Annotated in this window: 19 protein-coding genes and 1 pseudogene; 6 read left to right on the plus strand and 14 right to left on the minus strand. The window is 63.8% G+C overall.

What is annotated here, in order from left to right; translation table 11 throughout:
* The first annotated feature begins 69 nt into the window (after window positions 1–69).
* Genes K3F48_RS21805 through K3F48_RS21815 form a run of 3 tightly spaced genes read left to right on the plus strand, consistent with a single transcriptional unit; the run spans window position 70 to window position 2,463 of the window.
* Window positions 70–768: a TVP38/TMEM64 family protein gene (locus K3F48_RS21805; protein WP_222577551.1), complete on the plus strand. Its 699-nt coding sequence runs from the start codon at window positions 70–72 to the stop codon at window positions 766–768.
* Between the two features lie 58 nt (window positions 769–826).
* The gene (locus tag K3F48_RS21810) at window positions 827–1,414 is read left to right on the plus strand and encodes a carboxymuconolactone decarboxylase family protein (protein WP_222577552.1); all 588 of its coding nucleotides are present in this window, start codon (window positions 827–829) and stop codon (window positions 1,412–1,414) included.
* Entirely contained in the window at window positions 1,411–2,463 is a 1,053-nt protein-coding gene (locus K3F48_RS21815; RefSeq protein ID WP_222577553.1) for a methyltransferase domain-containing protein, read from the plus strand. The genes K3F48_RS21810 and K3F48_RS21815 overlap by 4 nt, the downstream gene beginning before the upstream one ends.
* Window positions 2,464–2,515: 52 nt before the next feature.
* Here the strand turns inward: K3F48_RS21815 and K3F48_RS21820 are convergent, their stop codons facing one another.
* A complete protein-coding gene (locus tag K3F48_RS21820; RefSeq protein WP_222577554.1) occupies window positions 2,516–2,968 on the minus strand; it encodes a carboxymuconolactone decarboxylase family protein in 453 nt (150 codons plus the stop codon).
* A gap of 165 nt (window positions 2,969–3,133) precedes the next feature.
* On the opposite strand from K3F48_RS21820, the gene K3F48_RS21825 reads away from it, so the two are divergent.
* On the plus strand, window positions 3,134–3,394 hold the full coding sequence (locus K3F48_RS21825) for a hypothetical protein (protein ID WP_222577555.1): 261 nt from the start codon (window positions 3,134–3,136) through the stop codon (window positions 3,392–3,394).
* Between the two features lie 91 nt (window positions 3,395–3,485).
* Here the strand turns inward: K3F48_RS21825 and K3F48_RS21830 are convergent, their stop codons facing one another.
* The 9 genes from K3F48_RS21830 to K3F48_RS21870 form a co-directional block, all read right to left on the minus strand.
* Entirely contained in the window at window positions 3,486–5,597 is a 2,112-nt protein-coding gene (locus tag K3F48_RS21830; RefSeq protein ID WP_222577556.1) for a ParB/RepB/Spo0J family partition protein, read from the minus strand.
* A 64-nt stretch (window positions 5,598–5,661) separates the two neighbouring features.
* Complete coding sequence (alkB, locus tag K3F48_RS21835; RefSeq protein ID WP_222577557.1) at window positions 5,662–6,309, minus strand: DNA oxidative demethylase AlkB; 648 nt, start codon at window positions 6,307–6,309, stop codon at window positions 5,662–5,664.
* Window positions 6,310–6,319: 10 nt separating this feature from the next.
* Complete coding sequence (locus tag K3F48_RS21840) at window positions 6,320–7,060, minus strand: 2OG-Fe(II) oxygenase (protein WP_222577558.1); 741 nt, start codon at window positions 7,058–7,060, stop codon at window positions 6,320–6,322.
* Window positions 7,057–8,121: a bifunctional DNA-binding transcriptional regulator/O6-methylguanine-DNA methyltransferase Ada gene (gene ada, locus K3F48_RS21845; RefSeq protein WP_255609584.1), complete on the minus strand. Its 1,065-nt coding sequence runs from the start codon at window positions 8,119–8,121 to the stop codon at window positions 7,057–7,059. The genes K3F48_RS21840 and ada overlap by 4 nt, the downstream gene beginning before the upstream one ends.
* Before the next feature lie 170 nt (window positions 8,122–8,291).
* Window positions 8,292–8,750: a DUF3617 domain-containing protein gene (locus K3F48_RS21850; RefSeq protein ID WP_370631469.1), complete on the minus strand. Its 459-nt coding sequence runs from the start codon at window positions 8,748–8,750 to the stop codon at window positions 8,292–8,294.
* A 112-nt stretch (window positions 8,751–8,862) separates the two neighbouring features.
* Window positions 8,863–9,804, minus strand: coding sequence for an alpha/beta hydrolase (locus K3F48_RS21855; RefSeq protein WP_222577560.1), 942 nt, complete (start codon window positions 9,802–9,804; stop codon window positions 8,863–8,865).
* Window positions 9,804–10,313: an alpha/beta fold hydrolase gene (locus K3F48_RS21860; RefSeq protein ID WP_222577561.1), complete on the minus strand. Its 510-nt coding sequence runs from the start codon at window positions 10,311–10,313 to the stop codon at window positions 9,804–9,806. The genes K3F48_RS21855 and K3F48_RS21860 overlap by 1 nt, the downstream gene beginning before the upstream one ends.
* A gap of 36 nt (window positions 10,314–10,349) precedes the next feature.
* On the minus strand, window positions 10,350–10,688 hold the full coding sequence (locus K3F48_RS21865; protein ID WP_222577562.1) for an alpha/beta fold hydrolase: 339 nt from the start codon (window positions 10,686–10,688) through the stop codon (window positions 10,350–10,352).
* Between the two features lie 22 nt (window positions 10,689–10,710).
* Window positions 10,711–11,766 (minus strand): sugar phosphate isomerase/epimerase, encoded by a 1,056-nt coding sequence (locus K3F48_RS21870; RefSeq protein WP_222577563.1) that lies wholly within the window; start codon window positions 11,764–11,766, stop codon window positions 10,711–10,713.
* A gap of 95 nt (window positions 11,767–11,861) precedes the next feature.
* Between K3F48_RS21870 and K3F48_RS21875 the strand changes: the two genes are divergently transcribed.
* Window positions 11,862–12,503, plus strand: a complete 642-nt coding sequence (locus K3F48_RS21875; protein ID WP_222577564.1) for a TetR/AcrR family transcriptional regulator — start codon at window positions 11,862–11,864, stop codon at window positions 12,501–12,503.
* Window positions 12,504–12,642: 139 nt separating this feature from the next.
* Here the strand turns inward: K3F48_RS21875 and K3F48_RS24615 are convergent, their stop codons facing one another.
* The 4 genes and pseudogenes from K3F48_RS24615 to K3F48_RS21890 form a co-directional block, all read right to left on the minus strand.
* A complete protein-coding gene (locus tag K3F48_RS24615) occupies window positions 12,643–12,945 on the minus strand; it encodes a hypothetical protein (protein ID WP_255609585.1) in 303 nt (100 codons plus the stop codon).
* Between the two features lie 199 nt (window positions 12,946–13,144).
* Window positions 13,145–13,273: pseudogene (locus K3F48_RS25045) on the minus strand (TetR family transcriptional regulator); the annotation flags it as partial.
* A gap of 374 nt (window positions 13,274–13,647) precedes the next feature.
* Entirely contained in the window at window positions 13,648–15,024 is a 1,377-nt protein-coding gene (locus K3F48_RS21885; protein WP_222577565.1) for a multicopper oxidase family protein, read from the minus strand.
* Window positions 15,025–15,044: 20 nt separating this feature from the next.
* A complete protein-coding gene (locus K3F48_RS21890) occupies window positions 15,045–16,508 on the minus strand; it encodes a TolC family protein (RefSeq protein ID WP_222577566.1) in 1,464 nt (487 codons plus the stop codon).
* A gap of 600 nt (window positions 16,509–17,108) precedes the next feature.
* On the opposite strand from K3F48_RS21890, the gene K3F48_RS21895 reads away from it, so the two are divergent.
* Window positions 17,109–19,345, plus strand: a 2,237-nt coding sequence (locus K3F48_RS21895; protein ID WP_222577567.1) for a copper-translocating P-type ATPase, incomplete at its 3' end; no start/stop codon positions are given.

Raw genomic sequence — 19,345 nt, forward strand, 5'->3', positions numbered from 1 at the left:
CGGCTATTTCACCCCTGCGCTGTTTTCGGCGCGGATGCGCGCGCTCGTCCGTTTTCTCGGAGCTTTCGGATGAGCCTCGAGCGACGACTGGTCCCTCTGCTCGCGCTCGCGGCGCTGATCGCGGCGGCTTTCTATTTGCGCGTGGACCAATATCTCACGCTCGACGCCTTGCGCGACAATCGCGCCGCGCTGTCGGAGCTCGTCGGATCGCACAGCGTCGCCGCCGCGTGCGCCTATGTGCTCGCTTATGTCGGAGTTGTCGCGCTCTCGCTGCCGGGTGCGGCGATCATGACGCTCGCGGGCGGCTTTCTGTTCGGCGTGGCGCTCGGGGCGACATTGACCGTCGTCGGCGCGACCGCTGGCGCGACCCTGCTGTTCCTCATCGCCCGCACCGCCGCCGGTGACATCCTGCGCAAGCGTGCCGGGCCTTTTCTCGCGCGCATGGCCGACGGCTTTCGTAAGGACGCTTTCAACTATCTGCTGTTCCTTCGCCTCGTTCCCGTGTTTCCATTCTGGGCCGTCAATTTGGCGTCCGCGCTGCTGGGAATGCGCCTCGAGCCCTTCGTCGCGGCCACCGCGATCGGCATCGTGCCCGGCACTTTGGTCTATACGGCGTTCGGAGCGAGTCTCGGCGACATATTCGACGCCGGCGCAGACGTGCGGCTGGAAGACGTGTTCAGCCCCACATTGATCGCCGGTCTCCTCGGACTCGGCGCTCTGTCGATGCTGCCCGTGATTCTGCGGCGACTGCGGGAAAGACAGCAATGACCAACGCGGTCGAGCGCATGCTGCATTCAGCGCCCTCCCTTTCGAACGGAGACTCCTCGTGCCAATCGTCGAAGCCAAGCCGATCTCCCGCTATCCCTGGTTTATTCGTCTCTTCTTCTGGAAGCAGAAGCTGACCTACGGACGTGTTCTCGATCCGGGCTTGCTGTGGGGGCGCTCGCCCTCGGTGTTTGCGTCCGTGGCGCTGCTCTACGGAGCCTTGAACCGGAGATCGTCCCCCCTGTCGCCGGCGCTGCGCTCATTGGTGACGGTGCGCGTCTCGCAGATCAACCATTGCGCCTTTTGCGTCGACATCAACTCCGCGACATTGGAGAAGCGCGGCGTCGCGATGGAGAAGATCGACGCGCTCGCGGACTGGCGCGATAGCCCGCTGTTCGCTCCCGACGAACGGCTCGCGCTGGAATATGCCGAGGCGATGACATTGACCGAGCCGGGCGTCAGCGACGAACTGCGCGCCAGAGTGAAAGAGCATTGGAACGACGATGCGATCGTGGAATTGACCGGCCTCGTCGCCTTTCAAAATCTTTCCTCGAAATTCAACGCGGCGCTCGATGTTCCCTCACAAGGCTTTTGCAAGCTGCCGGCGGGACGATCGCGAACCGCCGATCTGAAGGGACCAAATTCATGAACATAGAAGCCGTCAAGGACTATTACGGAAAGACTCTGCGCAGCTCGGGCGATCTCAAGACCATGGCCTGCTGCACGCCCGACAGCATGCCCACGCGGGTGAAGGCGCTGCTGTCGAATATCCACGATGAGGTTCTGACGAAATATTACGGATGCGGACTGGTCGCTCCCGAGGAGCTGAGAGGCCGGCGCGTTCTCGATCTCGGCTGCGGCTCCGGGCGCGATGTCTATCTCATATCGCAGCTCGTCGGTCCCTCGGGCGAGGTCGTTGGCGTCGACATGACGCCGGAGCAGCTCGAGACCGCAACGGCGCATATCGAGTGGCACAGGGAAAGATTCGGCTACGCGCGCAATAATGTGCGCTTTCTGCACGGCTATATCGAGAGGCTCGACGCGCTCGGCCTCGAGCCGGCGAGCTTCGACGTCATCGTCTCCAATTGCGTCGTCAATCTCTCGATCGACAAGCCCGCAGTCTTGAGAGGAGCGTTCGATCTCTTGAAGCCGGGTGGCGAGTTCTATTTTGCCGATGTCTACGCCGACAGGCGCCTCGACGAAGCTTTGCGCGACGATCCCGTCGTTTATGGAGAATGCCTCGGCGGCGCTCTCTATTGGGGCGATTTTCTGGCGCTCGCCAAAGCCGCCGGCTTCGGCGATCCACGCCTCGCCGCCAGCCGGCCGCTGGAGATCACCGATTCCGAGATCGAGGAAAAGATCGGCGCGGCGCGCTTCTATTCGGCGACCTATCGTCTGTTCAAGATCGAAAGCCTCGAGCCTGCATGCGAGGATTACGGCCAAGCGGTGATCTATAGAGGCGGCGTTGCGGAAACGCCGCACCGCTTCACGCTCGACAGCCATCATGTGATCGAGAAGGGCCGGCTCTTCCCCGTCTGCGGCAATAGCTGGCGCATGCTGAAGGAGAGCCGCTTCGCTCCCTATTTCGATTTCCTCGGCGACTTCTCGACGCATTTCGGCATTTTTCCCGGCTGCGGCACGAACATTCCCTTCACGGGCTCCGTCGATCGGAGCCGGGGCGCAGACGCGTGCTGTTGAGAAGCGGCGCCCGGCCGCTCGTTGCGCCCCGGCGCCTTTCGCCTTTGCGAAATCAGGCGGCTTGTTTCCACACGCGAGACGCGAAGACGTCGTCGTCCGGCGTGTGGAAGAGATGATTGGTATAATTCGACCAGGTCTTCACGCCGATCGCGAGAATGACGCCGAGAATGTTCTTCTCGCTGTAACCGGCGGCGAGAAACTCCCGCACGGCGGCCTCGCTCGGGCGACCACGCGTCTCCACCATGACATGCGTGAATGTCGCGAACGCCTGCAGCCTGGAATCGGGGATCGCGCGGCCGTCGCGTATGGCGTCCGTCACTTCGGTCGGAACCTTCGACATTCTATCCGCGACGAAGCTGTGCGCCGCCATGCAATAGTGACAGCCGTTCGCGCGGCTGGTGACGAGGAATATCAGCTCCTGCTCGATCGGCGTGAAGCCGGCGTCGCGTCGAAAGGCGGCGTAGGTCGTGGAATAGGCCTCGAGCAGAGCCGGCTCGTTCGCCATGGCGCCGTACATGTTGGGAATAAAGCCGAGCTACCGCTTGGCGTTGCCTTTCGGTCTCTCGGCTGCGTCAGTCGCTGGCCAACAAGCTCTCGACGGACTTCTGCCGCTGCCCCTCGTCGGACATGCGCGCAGATACGCCGCAGGAAGAATGGGCGATGAGGAAGCTTGTCCGGCACGGACCGCGATGAGTCCGTCGGGGTCCAGAAAGGGCCGCAAGCGACGAACACCGATGTTCCTCGAGAATGCAGCGACCGAATCGTTTCCGCCTTTGTCGATCGATATCGCGACAATCTCGAGGTCGCGCGGATCGATGAGGAGCCCGAGACGTTCGAGCGTCGGCTGGCGCTCGCCTCCCTCCCGGCCAAACTCTTCCTCTCCCGGCGTCTCCAACGGGCCGCGTACGAGCAGGTCATCGGGATCGCATGATGGCGGGGTCACATGCGCTCGATGATGGAGCTCTCGATCGCCGGCATGAAAAATGGCGGAGCGCTTTGCAGCGCTCCGCCGAAAAGATCATTCATCCGCAATCGGAATCGGCGCTCTCGGCTGCTTCATCGTCCGAGAGAAACTCAGGCAACTCTTCGGATTCCTCGGTCGCGTCGCCTGCCGAGAGCTCGGCCTGCACACCGTCATCGAGCAGCAAAGGCTCCGGAAGCCAGCCGGAGTCAGCGAGCAGGCGTTCGGCTTCGACCGCCATCTCGCCCTTTTTCAGATGTTCGATGAGCTGGACGGCCCGCTCGCCCTTGGCCTCGCGGACGGCGTCCAGGATTCGTCGCTTCGGCACGCGACCGAGATAATTGTCGACGGTCGGCTTCCAACCGGCGTCGACCATGTTCAAGCCGACCGCTCGAGCGAGCCGGTCGGCATTCTTCAGGCGCTGCTGCACCGAATGCGCCGTGACCGCGCCGCCGCCATAGCGGTCCGCCTTCTCATGGAGGGCATTGACGCCATGGCTGACGCAATGCGCGAGCAGCGCGAGGCGGCGCGTGTCGTCGAGGCCGACGAGCCAATCCCAGAGTTCTTGGTCGTCTCTGGGAATGCTCGATTTCCACGCGTCCTGCCGCTCCGTGATCGCATGTGAGCTGGCGCTGTTCTTCAGATCCGTGGGCTGGATCGGAAAGGAGATCTGCCGCAAGGAAATTTCCAAGCCGGCGGCCGAAGTCGACGCATAATGGAAGGTGTCGGCGACGAGCTTATGCAGGAGCGCCGTGATGGCGACATTCGGATTATTCGCGACGGCGTTCTGCAGCGCCAATGTTCTGTGCGCCGTCAGCTCGATCATCAGCCGCTCGGGTAATGGCGTGAGCGCATCGGTTTCATCTTCTTCCGACTCGACCGGGCGGCCTTCGATGGTGATTACGGCGTGCTGCGTCGCGGGAGCAATGGCCGGTGAGAATTCGCCGGCGCCCGCATCCTCGTTCGTGCTCTCCTCATGTGTGGGCGGCTCGTCCTCGGGCCGCACATAGCCGCGATCGACAGATAGAAGACCTTCGGCGTCGATGCTGACGAACGCTCCAGCGCGCGCGACCTCGGTCGGGTCGAAGCTCCGCGGTCGATTTTGCAGCTCGGCGAGCGCCGTTTCGATCTCGCCCAGGCGCCGGTCCACATCCTCCGGCAGTTCGTCCACTCTTTCATATTCGGTTTCCAGGCTCTGATGTTCGGCCTCGAGCGAATCGATCGTCGCCTGCTCGTCGTCGGTCAGCTCCACAGGGGCGCCGACGAGTTCTCTCAGCCCATTCGTATGTCCGAACGGAAACGAGACCGCGACCTCGACCCATTTCCAGCCCTCGGCGGCGACGGATTCGGCCGCCGCTTTCAACTTCTCGATGACGAGGCTGTCGAGCAACGCGACATTTTCCAGCCAACCGCCGTCGTCGTGCTGGAACAGGTCGCGCATGACGAGTCCGCCTGCCGCTTCATAGGCGTCGAGGCCGACGAAGACGGCTCGCCGATCGGCGGCGCGCACGGCTTTTTCCGTCAGCATGCGCCGGATCTGGTAAGGCTCTTTCGACCACGATTTTTCCAGCGCCGCCCAGATTTGCTCCTGGCGAGCATGGTCCGACGAGACGGTGAAAGCCATCAACTGCTCCAGCGACATTCCGTCTTCGGCATAGATGCCGAGGAGCTTCTCCGACACGCTGGTCAGCCGCAGGCGCTGCTTCACGACATTGACGCCGATGAAAAAGGCCGCGGCGATGTCCTCCTCGGATTTGCCCTTGGCCCGCATCGCCTGAAAGGCGCGGAACTGATCGAGCGGATGCAGCGGCGCACGCTGGAGATTCTCGGCGAGCGAGTCGTCTTCTGCGAGGACGTCGCTCGCGGGATCCCGGACGACGCAGGGGACGAGCGCCGTTTTGGCGAGCCGCTTCTGTTTGACCAAAAGCTCGAGCGCTCGATAGCGGCGGCCGCCCGCGGGAATTTCGAACATGCCGGTCTCGGCGCCATCGGCGTCGAGCACGGGGCGGACGTTCAGGCTCTGGAGCAGGGTGCGCCGCGCGATGTCCTCGGCGAGCTCCTCGATCGAGACGCCGGCCTTCACCCGTCGTTCATTCGCCTGGGAGAGGACGAGCTTGTTAAAAGGGATGTCGCGCGAGGACGACAGTGTGATCTTCTGAACGGCAGTTGCCATGCGCGAAGCGGACCACCGAATGGACGCAATGAACGCCCAGACGGCTCGCCACATCGCACAGGCCTCACATCGCTTTGCGAAACGTCAGGCTCACGCGGCAGCGGCCGGTCGCCGGGTGGTCGCCTTTCTTGACGGGATCGATCGCGTGATAGGCGAGCCGGGACGGGCCGCCCCATACGCAAACATCGCCGTGTCGCAGAATCGTGCGAGAGATGGGGCCGGCGCGCCGCAGGCCACCGAACTGGAATTGGGCGGGGAGTCCCAGCGACACCGTCGCGATCGGCGCGGCGAAGTCCCGCTCGTTCTTGTCCTGGTGGAGGGTCAGCCGCGCGCCTGGCTCATATAGATTGATCAGGCAGGCGTCGGGCGTAAAGCCGTCATAGCCGGCGAAGGCCGCCGCCGCCGTCGCAACTTCGGTGAAGACCTTCGGCATGCGCGGCCATGGCGCGCCGCTCAGCGGATCGCATCGCTCATATCGATAGCCGCGCAGGTCAGAGACCCAGCCGACAGCGCCGCAATTTGTCATACCCGTCGACATAGAATGACCGCCCGGCGTCGTCATATGCCGAAACGGTGCGACCGACGCGATCTGTCGCAAGGCGTCGAGCAGGACCGATTCCGCCTCCAGCGCGAAGCCGCGCAGAACCATGGCGCCCGGGCCGAGGAACTCCGGCCCTCCTCTTGTGTCCAAACTATCGAAGAGATCCTTCATCGCCGTCGCGTCATCGAGCGTCGTGGAAGATGAGGCCGAGCGTGCGCCGTCGTCCGGCGCGCACGTCGCTCACGCCGTGACGCATGGTCACGCGGGTGTAGCCGCGCGCGCCCGGCGCCGGACGGTCACGCACGGGGAAGACGACGGCGTCGCCTCGCCGCAGCGGGACGACGGTCGCCTTCGATTGCATGCGTGGTCGTTGCTCGGTCAGGACGAATGCGCCTCCCGTGAAATCCTCTCCGGGCCGCGACAGCAGGACGGCGACTTGCAGAGGAAATACCAGATCGCCGTAGATGTCCTGATGAAGGCGATTGAAATCGCCGGGACCATAGTCCAGCAACAAGGGCGTCGGACGCGTCTGGCCTGCCTGATGGCAGCGCTCCAGAAACCCCGCGTGATCGTCGTCATAGCGCTCCTCGGAGCCCGACAGTCGAGCCCAGCGGCTGGCGATGCTCGCGAGCCGCGGGTAGATCGCGCTTCGCAAATCGGCGATCAGCGGCGGCAGCGGATACGAAAAATATTTATATTCGCCGCGCCCGAAGCCGTGCCTCTCCATGACGACGCGGCTGCGAAAACCCTCGTCCGAGGAATAGAGGCGCGCGAGGTCCCGGCATTCCGTCTCGGTGAGGAGTTCCCCGATGACAGCGAAGCCGTTCGCGTCCAAGTCGTTCTCGACCTGCGCCCAGTCGATTTGCTCCGAACGCCGCGCCGCAATTCGTTCTGACAGCGGTAACGATACGAGAGCGTTCACGGTTGTGATTCCCGATCGAGGAGGAGGCGTTTGCGTTCGACGCCCCAGCGATAGCCGGAGAGGGCGCCGTCGTTGCGTACGACGCGATGGCAAGGGATCGCCACGGCGATTTTGTTGGCGGCGCAGGCTCCGGCGACGGCGCGCGCCCCCCTCGGCGCGCCGATGCGTTCGGCGAGCTCGGCGTAGCTGACCGTGGCACCTGGCGGAATATCCCGCAGCGCCGCCCATACGCGATGCTGGAACGCCGTTCCTCGAATATCGAGAGGCAGGTCCAACCCGATTCTCGGTTCTTCCACGAAGCCGACGACCTTCGCGACCAGCCGCTCGAAATCGGCGTCGCCGCCGATCAGCCGCGCCCGCGGAAATCTGTCTTGCAGGTCGCGCGCGAGCGCGTCCGGATCGTCGCCGAACGAAATGGCGCAGACGCCCTTGTCGCTCGCGGCGACCAGAATGGCGCCGAAAGAGCATTCGCCGACGGCGAATTTGATCGCGGCCTTCGCTCCGCCGTTTCGAAAAGCGCTCGGCGTCATGCCGAGCGCGCGGACGGATTCCGCGTAGAAGCGGCCGCTGGAGTTGAAGCCGGAATTATAGATGGCTTCGGTCACGGATGCGCTCGTCCCGAGCGTCTCGCGAACGCGCTTGCCCCGGTGGGCGACCGCATAGGTCTTCGGGGTGAGGCCGGTGACAGCCTTGAAGAGCCGGTGAAAGTGGTAGGCGCTGAGGCCGACGCCGCGCGCCAAAGCATCGAGTTTCGGCGGTTCCTCGGCTGCTTCGATCAGGCGGCAGGCGTGTGCTATGCTGTCGGCTTGTCGCGCCTCGAGCGAAGCCTCGTTCGGACGGCAACGCTTGCAGGGCCGATAGCCGGCGGCCTCCGCCTCGGCCGGCGTGTCGTGGAACCGCACATTGGCGCGCTTGGCGAGGCGCGCGGGACAGGACGGCCGGCAGTAGACGCCGGTGGACGCGACGGAATAGAAGAAAGTGCCGTCATAGCTGCGATCTCGCGCCGTGACGGCTTTCCATCGCGCGTCCTCGGCCGCGGCGTCTTTGTCATGTCGGGACATTCGAAGCGTCGATGTCATTTCCGGGATCCTCGGAATTGGTTTCGACGCATGATTTAGCCTTTCCCTCACCCTCGCGCATCCCGGTCATTGCTTTCAAAAGATGGGGATGCTCGAGCCGGCCGCGAGATCGCGACACGATGCGCGGACTCGTTCGAAGCGTGCGATGACGTTCATCGACGAGGGACGTCAGAGGCGATGCAATCGCCGATCCGACGGCCGAGCTGCGTCTCGGTCATGGTCATGTTCTTGCCGCCCATCGTCATTGCGATTTGGCCTCCGAAGACTTGGCGATCGGACGTAAATCGATAGGTCGCCAGAGCGCGAGCCGCGTCCGGTCCCGCGCAGACGATGTCGAAGGTCAGCGTCTTGTCGACGAGGCGGGAATTTCTCGGCGAACATTTCGCCAGCGGATTGCTGTCGCTCAGAGCCTCGAGCCCGTACGAAGGCGTATTATCGGGGTCGATGCAGATCGTCGCCGTTTTTCGCGCGGCGGCGTCGACGAGATGCGGGAGCTCGAGAGCCACGGCGACTTCGTAACGTCCGCTTTGCAAGAGCGAGGATTCTGCCGCCGAAAATCCACCCATGGGTATGGCCAGCGCAAAGACTGTCGACGCCGATATTGTTTTCATGTTCGGACTCCGCGTGAAGCATCGATCGTTTCGAGCATGCTCGAGCGCCTTCCGCTATCCGTTTCTTGCTTTCGAATGTGCTTGCGCCGACGTCGTTGATCGAAACGGCCGCTCAACGCGGATCGAGGCCGAATCTCTGGCGGATTGCCCGACCGGCTTGGATAAAAAGAGCCCCTGCCGCCGGCGCCACGCCGAGCATGTGCATGCAGGCGTGGACCATGCCCTCGAGGAGAATGAGCTCGGCGGGCGCGCCGGCGTCTCGGAGCTTGCGCGCATAGGCTTCGCCTTCGCTGCGCAGCGGATCGAATTCGTTGACCATGATCGTCGCCGACGGCAAGCCGGAGAGATTCGCCCGCAACGGCGCCGCGTAAACGGGGGGCGCGGACAGTCGGCCTCCGAGATAGTCCTCCCAGCAAAGCCTCATCATGTCGCGCGTCAGATAATAGCCGTCGCCGAATTGCGCGTATGAAGGCGTGTCGAGATCGGTGTCCACGGCCGGATAGATGAGGAGCTGATGCGCGATCGAAGGGCCGTGGCGGTCTCTCGCCAGCAGCGCGGCGGCGGCGGCCAGATTTCCGCCGGCGCTGTCGCCGGCGATGGCGATGCGATGCCCGTCGATCGCCAATTGGTCGGCGCGGTCCGCGATCCAGCAAAGAGCGCGATAGACATCTTCGAGAGGAGTAGGATAGGGGTGCTCCGGAGCCAGCCGGTAGCCGACCGAAAAGACCACGCAGCCTGTCGCATTGGCGAGGGCGCGGCATGGATTGTCGTAAGCCTGCAGCGAGCAGAGGCGCCATCCGCCGGCATGGGCGAAGACGATCGCCGGCTGCTTTTCATTTTTCTTCGCTCCGGCGGGCCGATAGGCCCGAACCGGGACGACGACAGAGGGGTCGCCCCCTTCGACAATGAGATCGTCGATTCGATCGACGGCTTCGAGCGCGCCCTGCATCGACATCAGTGCGCGGTCGACATCGGAACGAAGACTGTCGAGAGAAGCCGCTTGCGCGGCGGGCGGGCGCGCCAGCAATGCGGCGATGTCTGGGTCGATGGCCATCAGGCGAGCCCCTCGAGAAAGAAAGGAACGAGCTGCGCATTGAATTCGTCCGGGCGCTCTTCCATGATGAAATGGCCGCAGTCGCGCACGATGTCGCCCCGCAGATTTCTCGCATGCGGGCGAAGCGTCTCCAGCGGCGCATCCGCGGTCGCATATTCGGAGCCGATCGCGAGGACCGGCATGGTCAGCGCCCTGTTCGCGCGCTCGCGATTTTGACGAATCGTTTCGGGAATGGCGCGGTAATAGGCGAAGCCCGCCCGCATGCCGCCCGGCGTTCCATAAGCGGCGGCGTAGACGTCCGCGGCGACGCGATCCCGTCGGTGGGACCATTTGTCGAACATGAAGTTCAGGTATTCCTTCTCGCGACCGGAGGTGAGGAACTCCGGCAGGTCCAGGACCTGATTGAACATGAAATGCCAAAGGAAAATATTGTCCGACGGCGGAACGAAGATCGGCGGGGCAGGGGCGAGGCCCGGGATAACGGCTTCGGTCAGCGCAATCCTCTCCACCGCCTCCGGGTAATCGCTCGCCAGCGCATATCCGACTCACATTCCCACATCATGCCCGGCGACGCGGTAGCGGTCATAGCCGAACTGGATCATCAGCCGGTGCAGTGCGCGCGCCGCGGAGCCCGTGTCATAGCCATGATCCGGCCGGGCGGAATGTCCCGCGCCGATCGGATCGACGGCGATAGCTCGAAAGCCGCTTTCGGCCAGCGCCGCCATCGTGTGGCGCCATGCGTACCAGGTTTGCGGCCAACCCGGGATCAAGAGAACCGGCTCGCCATCGCCGAGAACAGAGCAGTGAATTCTCTGCTCGTCCACGCGGATATACTGATGCGCAAAGCCCTCGGACGCAGCGTCCGGCATGATCGCCTTCGTCATGATGAATGTCCTCGAAACAGGCTCAGGAGATGCCGAGGATCGCCTTCGTCCGAGCCGCGCTCAGGGGCGTTCCCGCGAAATCGTCGAAGATTTTTTCCGTGACCCTTATCGTGTGGTCGCGAATAAAGGCCGCGCCTTCGCGCGCGCCATCTTCGCTATCTTTTAGGCAGCACTCCCATTCGAGCGTGGCCCAGCCGCCGAAATCATATTGGGCGAGCTTCGAGAAGATCGAGCGAAAGTCGATCTGCCCATCGCCCAATGATCGGAAGCGTCCCGCCCGCTCGATCCACGGCCGATAACCGCCATAGACGCCTTGACGTCCGGTCGGATTGAACTCCGCGTCCTTGACATGGAACATGCCGATCCGATCGTGGTAGATGTCGATGAAGTCGAGATATTTGAGCTGCTGCAAAACGAAATGGCTGGGATCGTAGAGGAGCCGGCATCGACCATGCCCGCCGACACGCGCGAGCAGCATCTCGAAGCTGACGCCGTCATGCAGATCCTCGCTCGGGTGAAGTTCATAGCAGAGGTCGATTCCCTGCTCGTCGCAGGCGTCGAGGACGGGCATCCATCGTCGGGCCAGCTCGTCGAAAGCGGCTTCGACCAATCCCTCCGGACGCTGCGGGAAGGGGAAGAAATAAGGCCAGAGGAACGAGCCCGAAAATGTTCCCATAGCGGTCAGCCCGAGCCGGCGCGAGGCCTTGGCCGCGAGCTCGAGTCGTCGCAGCGCCCATTCGCTTCGCGCGGCGGCGTTTCCGCGTATCTGCTCGGGGACGAAAGCGTCGCACATCGCGTCATAGGCCGGATGCACGGCGACCAGCTGACCGAAAATGTGGGTCGTCAGCTCGCTGACGACGAGTCCGCGCTCGGCCAGAATTCCTGCAATCTCTTCGCAATAGGTCTGGCTCTCGGCAGCCTCGGCGACATCGAACAAGCGACGATCCCACGCCGGAATTTGCAGGGCCTCGAAGCCGAGTTCGCTCGCCCAGCCGGCGATGGCGGCCAGAGTGTCGAAAGGCTTTCGCGCATCGCTGAACTGCGCCAAATGGATGCTCGGACCCTTGATCGTTTTCATCGCGCCACCATTGTTTGTTGACCAACAAAGAATGCGCGCTTGCGAGCCGATGTCAAGCCGATTATTTGTGGGTCGATCAAGAATAGCGAGATCGCATGGCCGGCAGACCCAGGGAATTCGACAGAGATTTGGCCCTCGCAAAGGCTCGCGACCTCTTTTGGGCGCGGGGTTACGAGGGCGCGTCGATGTCCGATCTGGTGGCGGCTCTGGGGATCGCTTCGGCGCGCATCTATGCGGCCTTCGGCTCGAAGGAGGCTTTGTTCCGCGAGGCGATCGAGCTCTATGAAGCAAACGAAGGCGGTTTCGCCGACCGCGCCCTGTCCGAGGCAAAGGACATTCGCTCCGCCTTGGACGACATGTTCCGGGCGGCTATCGAGCTCTATACGAAAGGGCAGAGAGGCTGCATGGTCGTCACCGCCGCGACCAACTGCGCGCGGGAGAACGCCGCTCTGGGTGCTTGGCTGTCCGAGCACCGCAAGGCGAGAACACAGTCGATCATCGATCGACTACGGCGGGCGAAACACACCGGAGAGATCGCGGAGCATGTCGACGAGGCGGCGCTCGGCGACTGTTGCGCCACGATGCTTCACGGCTTGTCGGTGCAGGCCCGGGACGGCGTCGGCGCGGATCGGCTGAACGCCATGGTGGATGCGTTTCTTGGGGCGTTCGATCTCATGACGACGAAAAGCCGCCGTCGCCGAGACCGCGCCTCCGTTCAAAGCTCGACCCGCCGCTGAGAGCCGTCTTCTCGCCGAGGTGAGGGCGCCGGCGTTGCGCCGCTCGAAACGACCCTCGCAACCGACTTTGGGACGACTATGCGGCCAGTTCGGGGACTTCGATTTCGATCAATTGCCATAGTCGGGCGCTGCCGGTCCCTCATGGACCTTGCGCTGGTTGATCCGCCCGCGAGCCCGGCCATGCCGAGAGAGCGACGTCCGCCAATGCGTCGAGGATCTTCCGGCTGACGCCATCGCGGGCCTGGATCGACAGCCCCTGCACAACGGCGGCATAGTAAGAGGCGAGGGCCTGCGTATCGGTCGACGGCGCGAGTTCGCCCTCGCTGGCTGCGCGATCGAAGCGCGCCTTGATCGCCGCGATCGTCGCTAGCCTTCGCCTTGCAACATCCGCCGCCACCGAAGCGTGCTCGGGCGCGCACGCTACCGCGCCGCTCGCCAGCATGCAGCCTGCCGGCGCCGGCCCCTCCGCGTAGACCTCGATCGCCCCATGCAGAATACGTTCGACCGCGAGCCGGGCGCTCGGCTCTTCGGCTAGCGCGCGCTGGGCGAAGGAGCCGTAGGGTGGCGCCGTAGCGGTCGAGCGCCTCCCGGTAGAGTTGCTCCTTGCTGCCGAAGACGGTGTAGAGACTCGGCGGCGTCACCCCCATGGCTGCGGTCAGGTCAGCGATCGAAGTCCCCTCATAGCCACGACGCCAGAACAGCTGGAGCGCCGTCTCCAGCGCCTCGTCCCGGTCGAGCGCTCGCGGCCGGCCGCGCGGCCGCTTTGCGATGGGGTTTCATAGTGACCAATATAAAAATCCCTTGACGAGGATAGGCAGGCGCGCGTCGAACGGGGCGCGCGCCTGGACCTCCGCCACGGACGGCGGCGATCTCATCGACGTGCTTGTCGAAAGAGAAGAAACGTCTCGTTGACGGATTTCCCCTCGTGTCGAGCTCGAGCCCGCCAGGAGACGGATTTGAGCTACGTGCGGGTCGCCCCCCCCCCCCCCCCCCGGCGCGTCCAAGCGGCCGCCACGATTTTAGTCGCCCGAAGCGCATCCTTGATACGCGCTGCGCATCAGCAGCTTCTGGCCCACTGCCGAAATAGAGCTCCGCTGCTGCAAGCCGACACTGTCTTGCCCATCAGCTCGCCTATTTTCATATTTCAATGATGCTCATGCTGATCATGTTTGGAAGGTTGCGCTTTCGGGCTCTTCGTTTTCTTCACTCCATCATCCCGCGGCGCATCTTTAGGGCGACCCTGGACCTCATGAGCGACGGTCCCCTCCGGGAACTCATATGGACCCGGGTCTTTATAGTCGTCGCGCGCCAGACCCTCTCGGATCTTCATGAGCGTGAACATGCCGCCCATTTCGATAGGTCCAAATTGGCCCGTTCCCGTCATCATGGGAAGCGCGTTGTTCGGCCCAGGCATGTGCATCGCCCCCATCTCGCCCATCCCGGACGAACCCATGGGCATGTAATCCGGAACCAATTTGGTGATGGCCTCCACAATGCGGGGGCTCTGCTTCACTCCGATGAAAGTTCTCAAATCATGGCCCATCGCGTTCATCGTGTGATGCGACTTGTGGCAATGCAAAGCCCAATCACCCGGGTTGTTCGCGACGAGCTCGAAGGCGCGAATCGTTCCGACAGGGACGTCGACGGTCGATTCGGGCATTTGAGCAGATCGAGGAATCCAGCCCCCATCCGTGCCCGTGACGACGAAATGGTGGCCATGCAGGTGAATCGGATGATTTGTCATGCTGAGATTCGCCATCCGCACGCGCACGCGATCGTTCAAGCGCACGACGAGCGGGTCGATGCCGGGAAAGACCCGGTTATTGAATGTCCACATATTGAAGTTCGTCATCTCCACGACCTTGGGCACATAGGTTCCGGGATCGACGTCATAGGTGGCCAACATGAACGCGAAATCGCGATCGACCCTGTGCTGCTCGGGATCGCGCGGATGAACGACGATCATTCCCATCAAGCCCATCGCCATCTGCACCATTTCGTCCGAATGCGTGTGGTACATGAACGTCCCGCTCGTCTTCAGCTCGAATTCATAGACGAAGGTCTTGCCTGGCGGAATATGAGGCTGCGTGACGCCGGCCACGCCATCCATGCCATTCGGCAGCAAGATTCCATGCCAGTGGATCGAGGTGGGTTCCGGCAACTTGTTCGTCACGAAAATGCGGATTTTTTCGCCTTCGACCGCCTCTATGGTCGGACCCGGCGATTGACCGTTATAGCCCCAAAGATGCACCTTCATTCCGGGCGCGAACTCACGCACGACGGCTTCCGTGACGAGATGAAACTCTTTGACGCCCTCGTTCATGCGCCAGGGCAAGCTCCACCCGTTCAAGGTCACGACGGGTCGGTATTCGGGACCATTCGAGGGAGGCAACGGAGGCTGCGTCGCCGCGCTCGTCGCATAATGAGCCTCCGGTATGCTCGCCGACTGCGCGCGTCCGCTGAGAGCGGCGACGCTCACAAATCCAGCCGCGGCGCCGACGAAGCTCCTTCGAGACATCATTGTTTGCCTCCGCTCATTCGCTATTGTCCTATCGCCTCCGTCCGTGATCCGGACGTCTCCTCGACTCGCGCTTCGGCGCCGCCGATGACCGCGGCTCGAAGGTCGGTGCTGGCGAGCCAGAAATCGCGCTTGGCTTCGATCGACGCAATCCTCGCCAATATCCTCTGGCGCACCTCGGCGAGCAGTGGGAAGACGTCGATCAGCATCGCATTGTAGCGCAGCAGGCTTTCATCCACTATGATCTTGCGCAGCGGCAAGATCTCGCGCTGATAATGATTTGCTATGTCCCACGTCGAGCGATAGGCGCGATACGCCAATCGTGCTTCCGAACGAATGTCGACCGCTTTTGCCGCCAGGCGATTGAACGCCTGCATGTAGTTCTGCTCCGCTTCGCGCGTGCGCGCCTCGCCGAGATCGAAAATCGGAATCTCGATCGTGGCGCCTGGGCCAGCAACCCTGAATCGAACATTCTCGGTGTCGATCGTCCCGTCGCTCGAAACGCTGGTGACGGTTTCTCGCGTGTCCTTGTAGATGCCGGACAGTTGGAAGACATTGACGAAGCGGGTCGCTCCGACGAGCCCATACGATTTTGCGAGCGCGTCGAGTTCTATGCCTGCGACGAAAAGATCGGGGCGACGCGCCACCGCTTCCTGCTCGACCATGGGCATGTTTTGTGGACGAGAGGGCGGCGCCGGCAAGGCGGCGGGAAGCTTGAAATCGAGATCGTCGCCCCACAAGCCCAGCGAGCGGATCAGCTGCTCGCGCTCGGCGATCGCGCGCTGGCGAGCCTTCGCGAGCTGAGCCGTGAGATCGGCGTAGAACACTTGCTCGCGCGCCTGATCGAGCTTGTTCATCGCGCCGGTTTCGCCCAATGCTCTGGCGAGCTGCGCCGCCGCTTCGGCCGTCGAATTCGCCTTGGCGAGAAAATCGACGAGCTCCCGCGCAGCGACAGCGCGATAATAGTCCCTCCGCGCGCGGGCTGCGAGCCGGAGTGTTTCCTCGGCCGCGCGCAGCTGCGCCTGATGGAATCGATCCGCGGCGATCTCGGTCCGCGCGGGCAAAGTCGCCAATGCGAGAATATCGGCGGCGATGATCGCCTCGAGCTCCAATTTCAGCGGTCCGGCAATCCGCGAAATGGAAAAGCTCGGGTTTGGCGGAAGGATCGCTTTCACCATCGTCGCTTCCGCCGAGCCCAAGGCGTTATACGCCGCTTGGAGCCCGCGATTGTTGAGCAGAGCGATTTGCACCGCGGAGTCGGCGGTGAGCGCCCGCGAGAGCAGAAGCTCGACTCGAGCTCGAGCCTGCGCAGCGTCCTCCGGGGTGCGGATCGCCAGCACGTCCTTTTCGAGCTGGCTGCCGGCGACGCTCGCGACAATGCTCATGCCGCCATCGTCCGAAAAGCCGACGCAGGCGGAGAGCGTAATGGCAGAGAGCAATGCTGCGCCAGCTCGAATCCTCGAGCCGAGCCGACGCCGTCGCAACATCGACGGAAAGCGTCGGAGCCGACTCAATGCTCATGCTCCGAGCCGCCGTCACGCCCATGACCCGATGATCGGGTCACCCGAGCATTTTGCTCTCTCCAGGAACCCGGTCGGACCGGCCGTTGGCTGACGTAAGAGCCGATCGTAGACCGATAATATGTAATGGGCGCGGGTGCGCCGGCGTCAAATGGTTCTGGGGCGACAAAGGGCAGCGGAGTTGGCGCGCAGCTATGAACTGTTCCGACAATCAATGAAACAGCGCCGACCTTCTCGAGAATATAAAGGAAGGACGCAAATAGCGACCGCAGCTCAGCGGCGGACGTTTGTGCTCGCCACGACATAGAGAAGCCTCGGTCGCAGGGGATTCATACTCCAGCCACCGAATCACTCACGAGCGACGTTAGCTCGCTCATGCCGGCAAGGCTATTCGATAGGCGCCATAGGCTCAGTCGGCGAGCGGTTCGGCCTCGGCCGCTATGCCTCGGCGACATGGTGGTCGAACGCGGCGATTTCCGCCTCTATATTCCCATCTCTGGCTTTCCGATCGATGCCCCCGTTCCGAATGAGGCGATCCGCGCCCCATTGTCTCTGAAGGGTTCTCCCATGGCCCATGAGCGCGCCCATCGCCACTCGCGAGAGGAGCATGCGCCTGCTTCGGCGGGGATCACGCTCGGAGAAGGCGCCGGGCGAAGCTTTCGCCCGGACGCGATCTACACATGTCCGATGCATCCGCAGATCCGCCGGCCACAGCCCGGCAATTGTCCGATCTGCGGAATGACGCTCGAGCCCGTCCTCGCGAGCGTCGAGACGGGACCGAGCCCGGAGCTCGTCGACATGACGCGGCGGTTCTGGATCGGCCTCGCTCTCGCCGTTCCGGGCGTCGTTCTGGAAATGGGCGGGCATTTCTTCGGCCTTCATCATTTCATTCCGCCGCAGACCTCCAACTGGATTCAGTTCGCTCTGGCGACGCCGGTGGTGCTGTGGGCCGGCGCGCCCTTCTTCGCGCGGGCGGCGCGGTCGCTCGTCACGCGCAATCTCAACATGTTCACGCTCATCGCCATGGGCACGGGAGTGGCCTTTGCCTATAGCGCGCTCGCGACTGTCGCGCCGTCGCTGATTCCCGCGGCCTTCCGCAATGCGGATGGCTCGGTCCCGATCTATTTCGAGGCCGCCGCCGTCATCACCGTTCTCGTGCTGCTCGGCCAGATGCTGGAGCTGCGCGCGCGAGAGCAGACTGGCGGCGCGATTCGCGCCTTGCTCGATCTCGCGCCGAAATCCGCGCGCCGCGTCGCGGCCGATGGCTCGGACGAGGATATTCCGCTCGAGGATGTCGCGGTCGGAGATCGACTCCGCGTGCGGCCCGGAGAAAAGATTCCCGTCGACGGCGAGCTCATCGACGGCCGCAGCTCGGTCGACGAATCCCTGGTCACGGGCGAGTCTCTGCCGGTGGCCAAGGCCGCCGGCGACAAGGTCATCGGCGGCGCGCTCAACCAGAGCGGCGGCTTCGTCATGCGCGCCGACAAGGTCGGCAGCGACACGATGCTCGCGCGCATCGTCGACATGGTCGCCGCAGCGCAGCGCAGCCGAGCGCCGATCCAGCGCCTCGCCGATCAGGTCTCCGGCTGGTTCGTGCCGGCCGTCATCGGCGTCGCCATTCTCGCCTTCATCGCCTGGGCCGTGTGGGGACCGGAGCCGGGCATGGCCTATGGCCTCGTCGCCGCGGTCTCCGTCCTCATCATCGCCTGCCCCTGCGCGCTCGGCCTCGCGACGCCCATGTCGATCATGGTCGGCGTCGGACGCGGCGCGCAGAGCGGCGTGCTCATCAAGAACGCCGAGGCGCTGGAGCGCTTCGAGAAGATCGACACGCTGGTCGTCGACAAGACCGGCACGCTGACGGAAGGCAAGCCGCAGGTGATCGCCATCCACCCGACAGCGGGGCTCGCCGAAAAGGATCTCCTGCGCCTGGCCGCGAGCCTCGAACGCGCGAGCGAGCATCCGCTGGCGCAGGCCATCGTGCAATCGGCGCTGGCGCGCGGGCTCGCGCTCTCCGAGGCGACGGATTTCGATTCACCGGTCGGCAAGGGCGTGACGGGCGTGGTCGAGGGCCGATCGCTCGCCATCGGCAATCGCCGTTTCCTGGACGAGATCGGGATCGACGCCGGCGCCGCCGATGCGGAAGCCGAGCAGCTCAGGAAAGACGGCGCCACGGCGATTTTCGTCGCCATGGACGGCGCTGTCGCCGGCGTGATCGGCATCGCCGATCCGGTCAAGGAGACGACGCTCGCGGCCCTGCAGGCGCTGCGGAAGGATGGCGTGCATGTCGTCATGCTGACCGGCGACAATTGGACGACCGCTCGGGCGGTGGCGAAGCGGCTCGGCATCGACGAGGTCGAAGCCGAGATTCTGCCCGAGGACAAGAGCAAGGTGGTGAGCCGGCTGAGGGCGGCCGGCCGCGTCGTCGCCATGGCGGGCGACGGCGTCAACGACGCTCCGGCCCTCGCCGCCGCCGATGTCGGGATCGCTATGGGGACGGGGACCGATGTCGCGATCGAGAGCGCCGGCGTCACCTTGCTGAAGGGCGATCTGCGGGGCATCGTCCGCGGCCGGCGCCTCTCGGCCGCGACGATGCGCAACATTCGCGAAAATCTTTTCTTCGCCTTTTTCTACAACGCCGCCGGCGTGCCCATCGCCGCGGGCGCGCTCTATCCTGCTTTCGGCCTGCTGCTGTCGCCGACGATCGCCGCCGCCGCCATGGCGCTCTCATCGGTGAGCGTGATCGCCAATTCGCTGCGGCTGCGCCGATCGCAAATCGAAGAGCCGGCCGCGGCCGCCGGCGCCCT

Origin of the sequence: Methylosinus sp. Sm6 (assembly GCF_019802345.1) — a bacterium.
Classification (GTDB): Bacteria; Pseudomonadota; Alphaproteobacteria; order Rhizobiales; family Beijerinckiaceae; genus Methylosinus.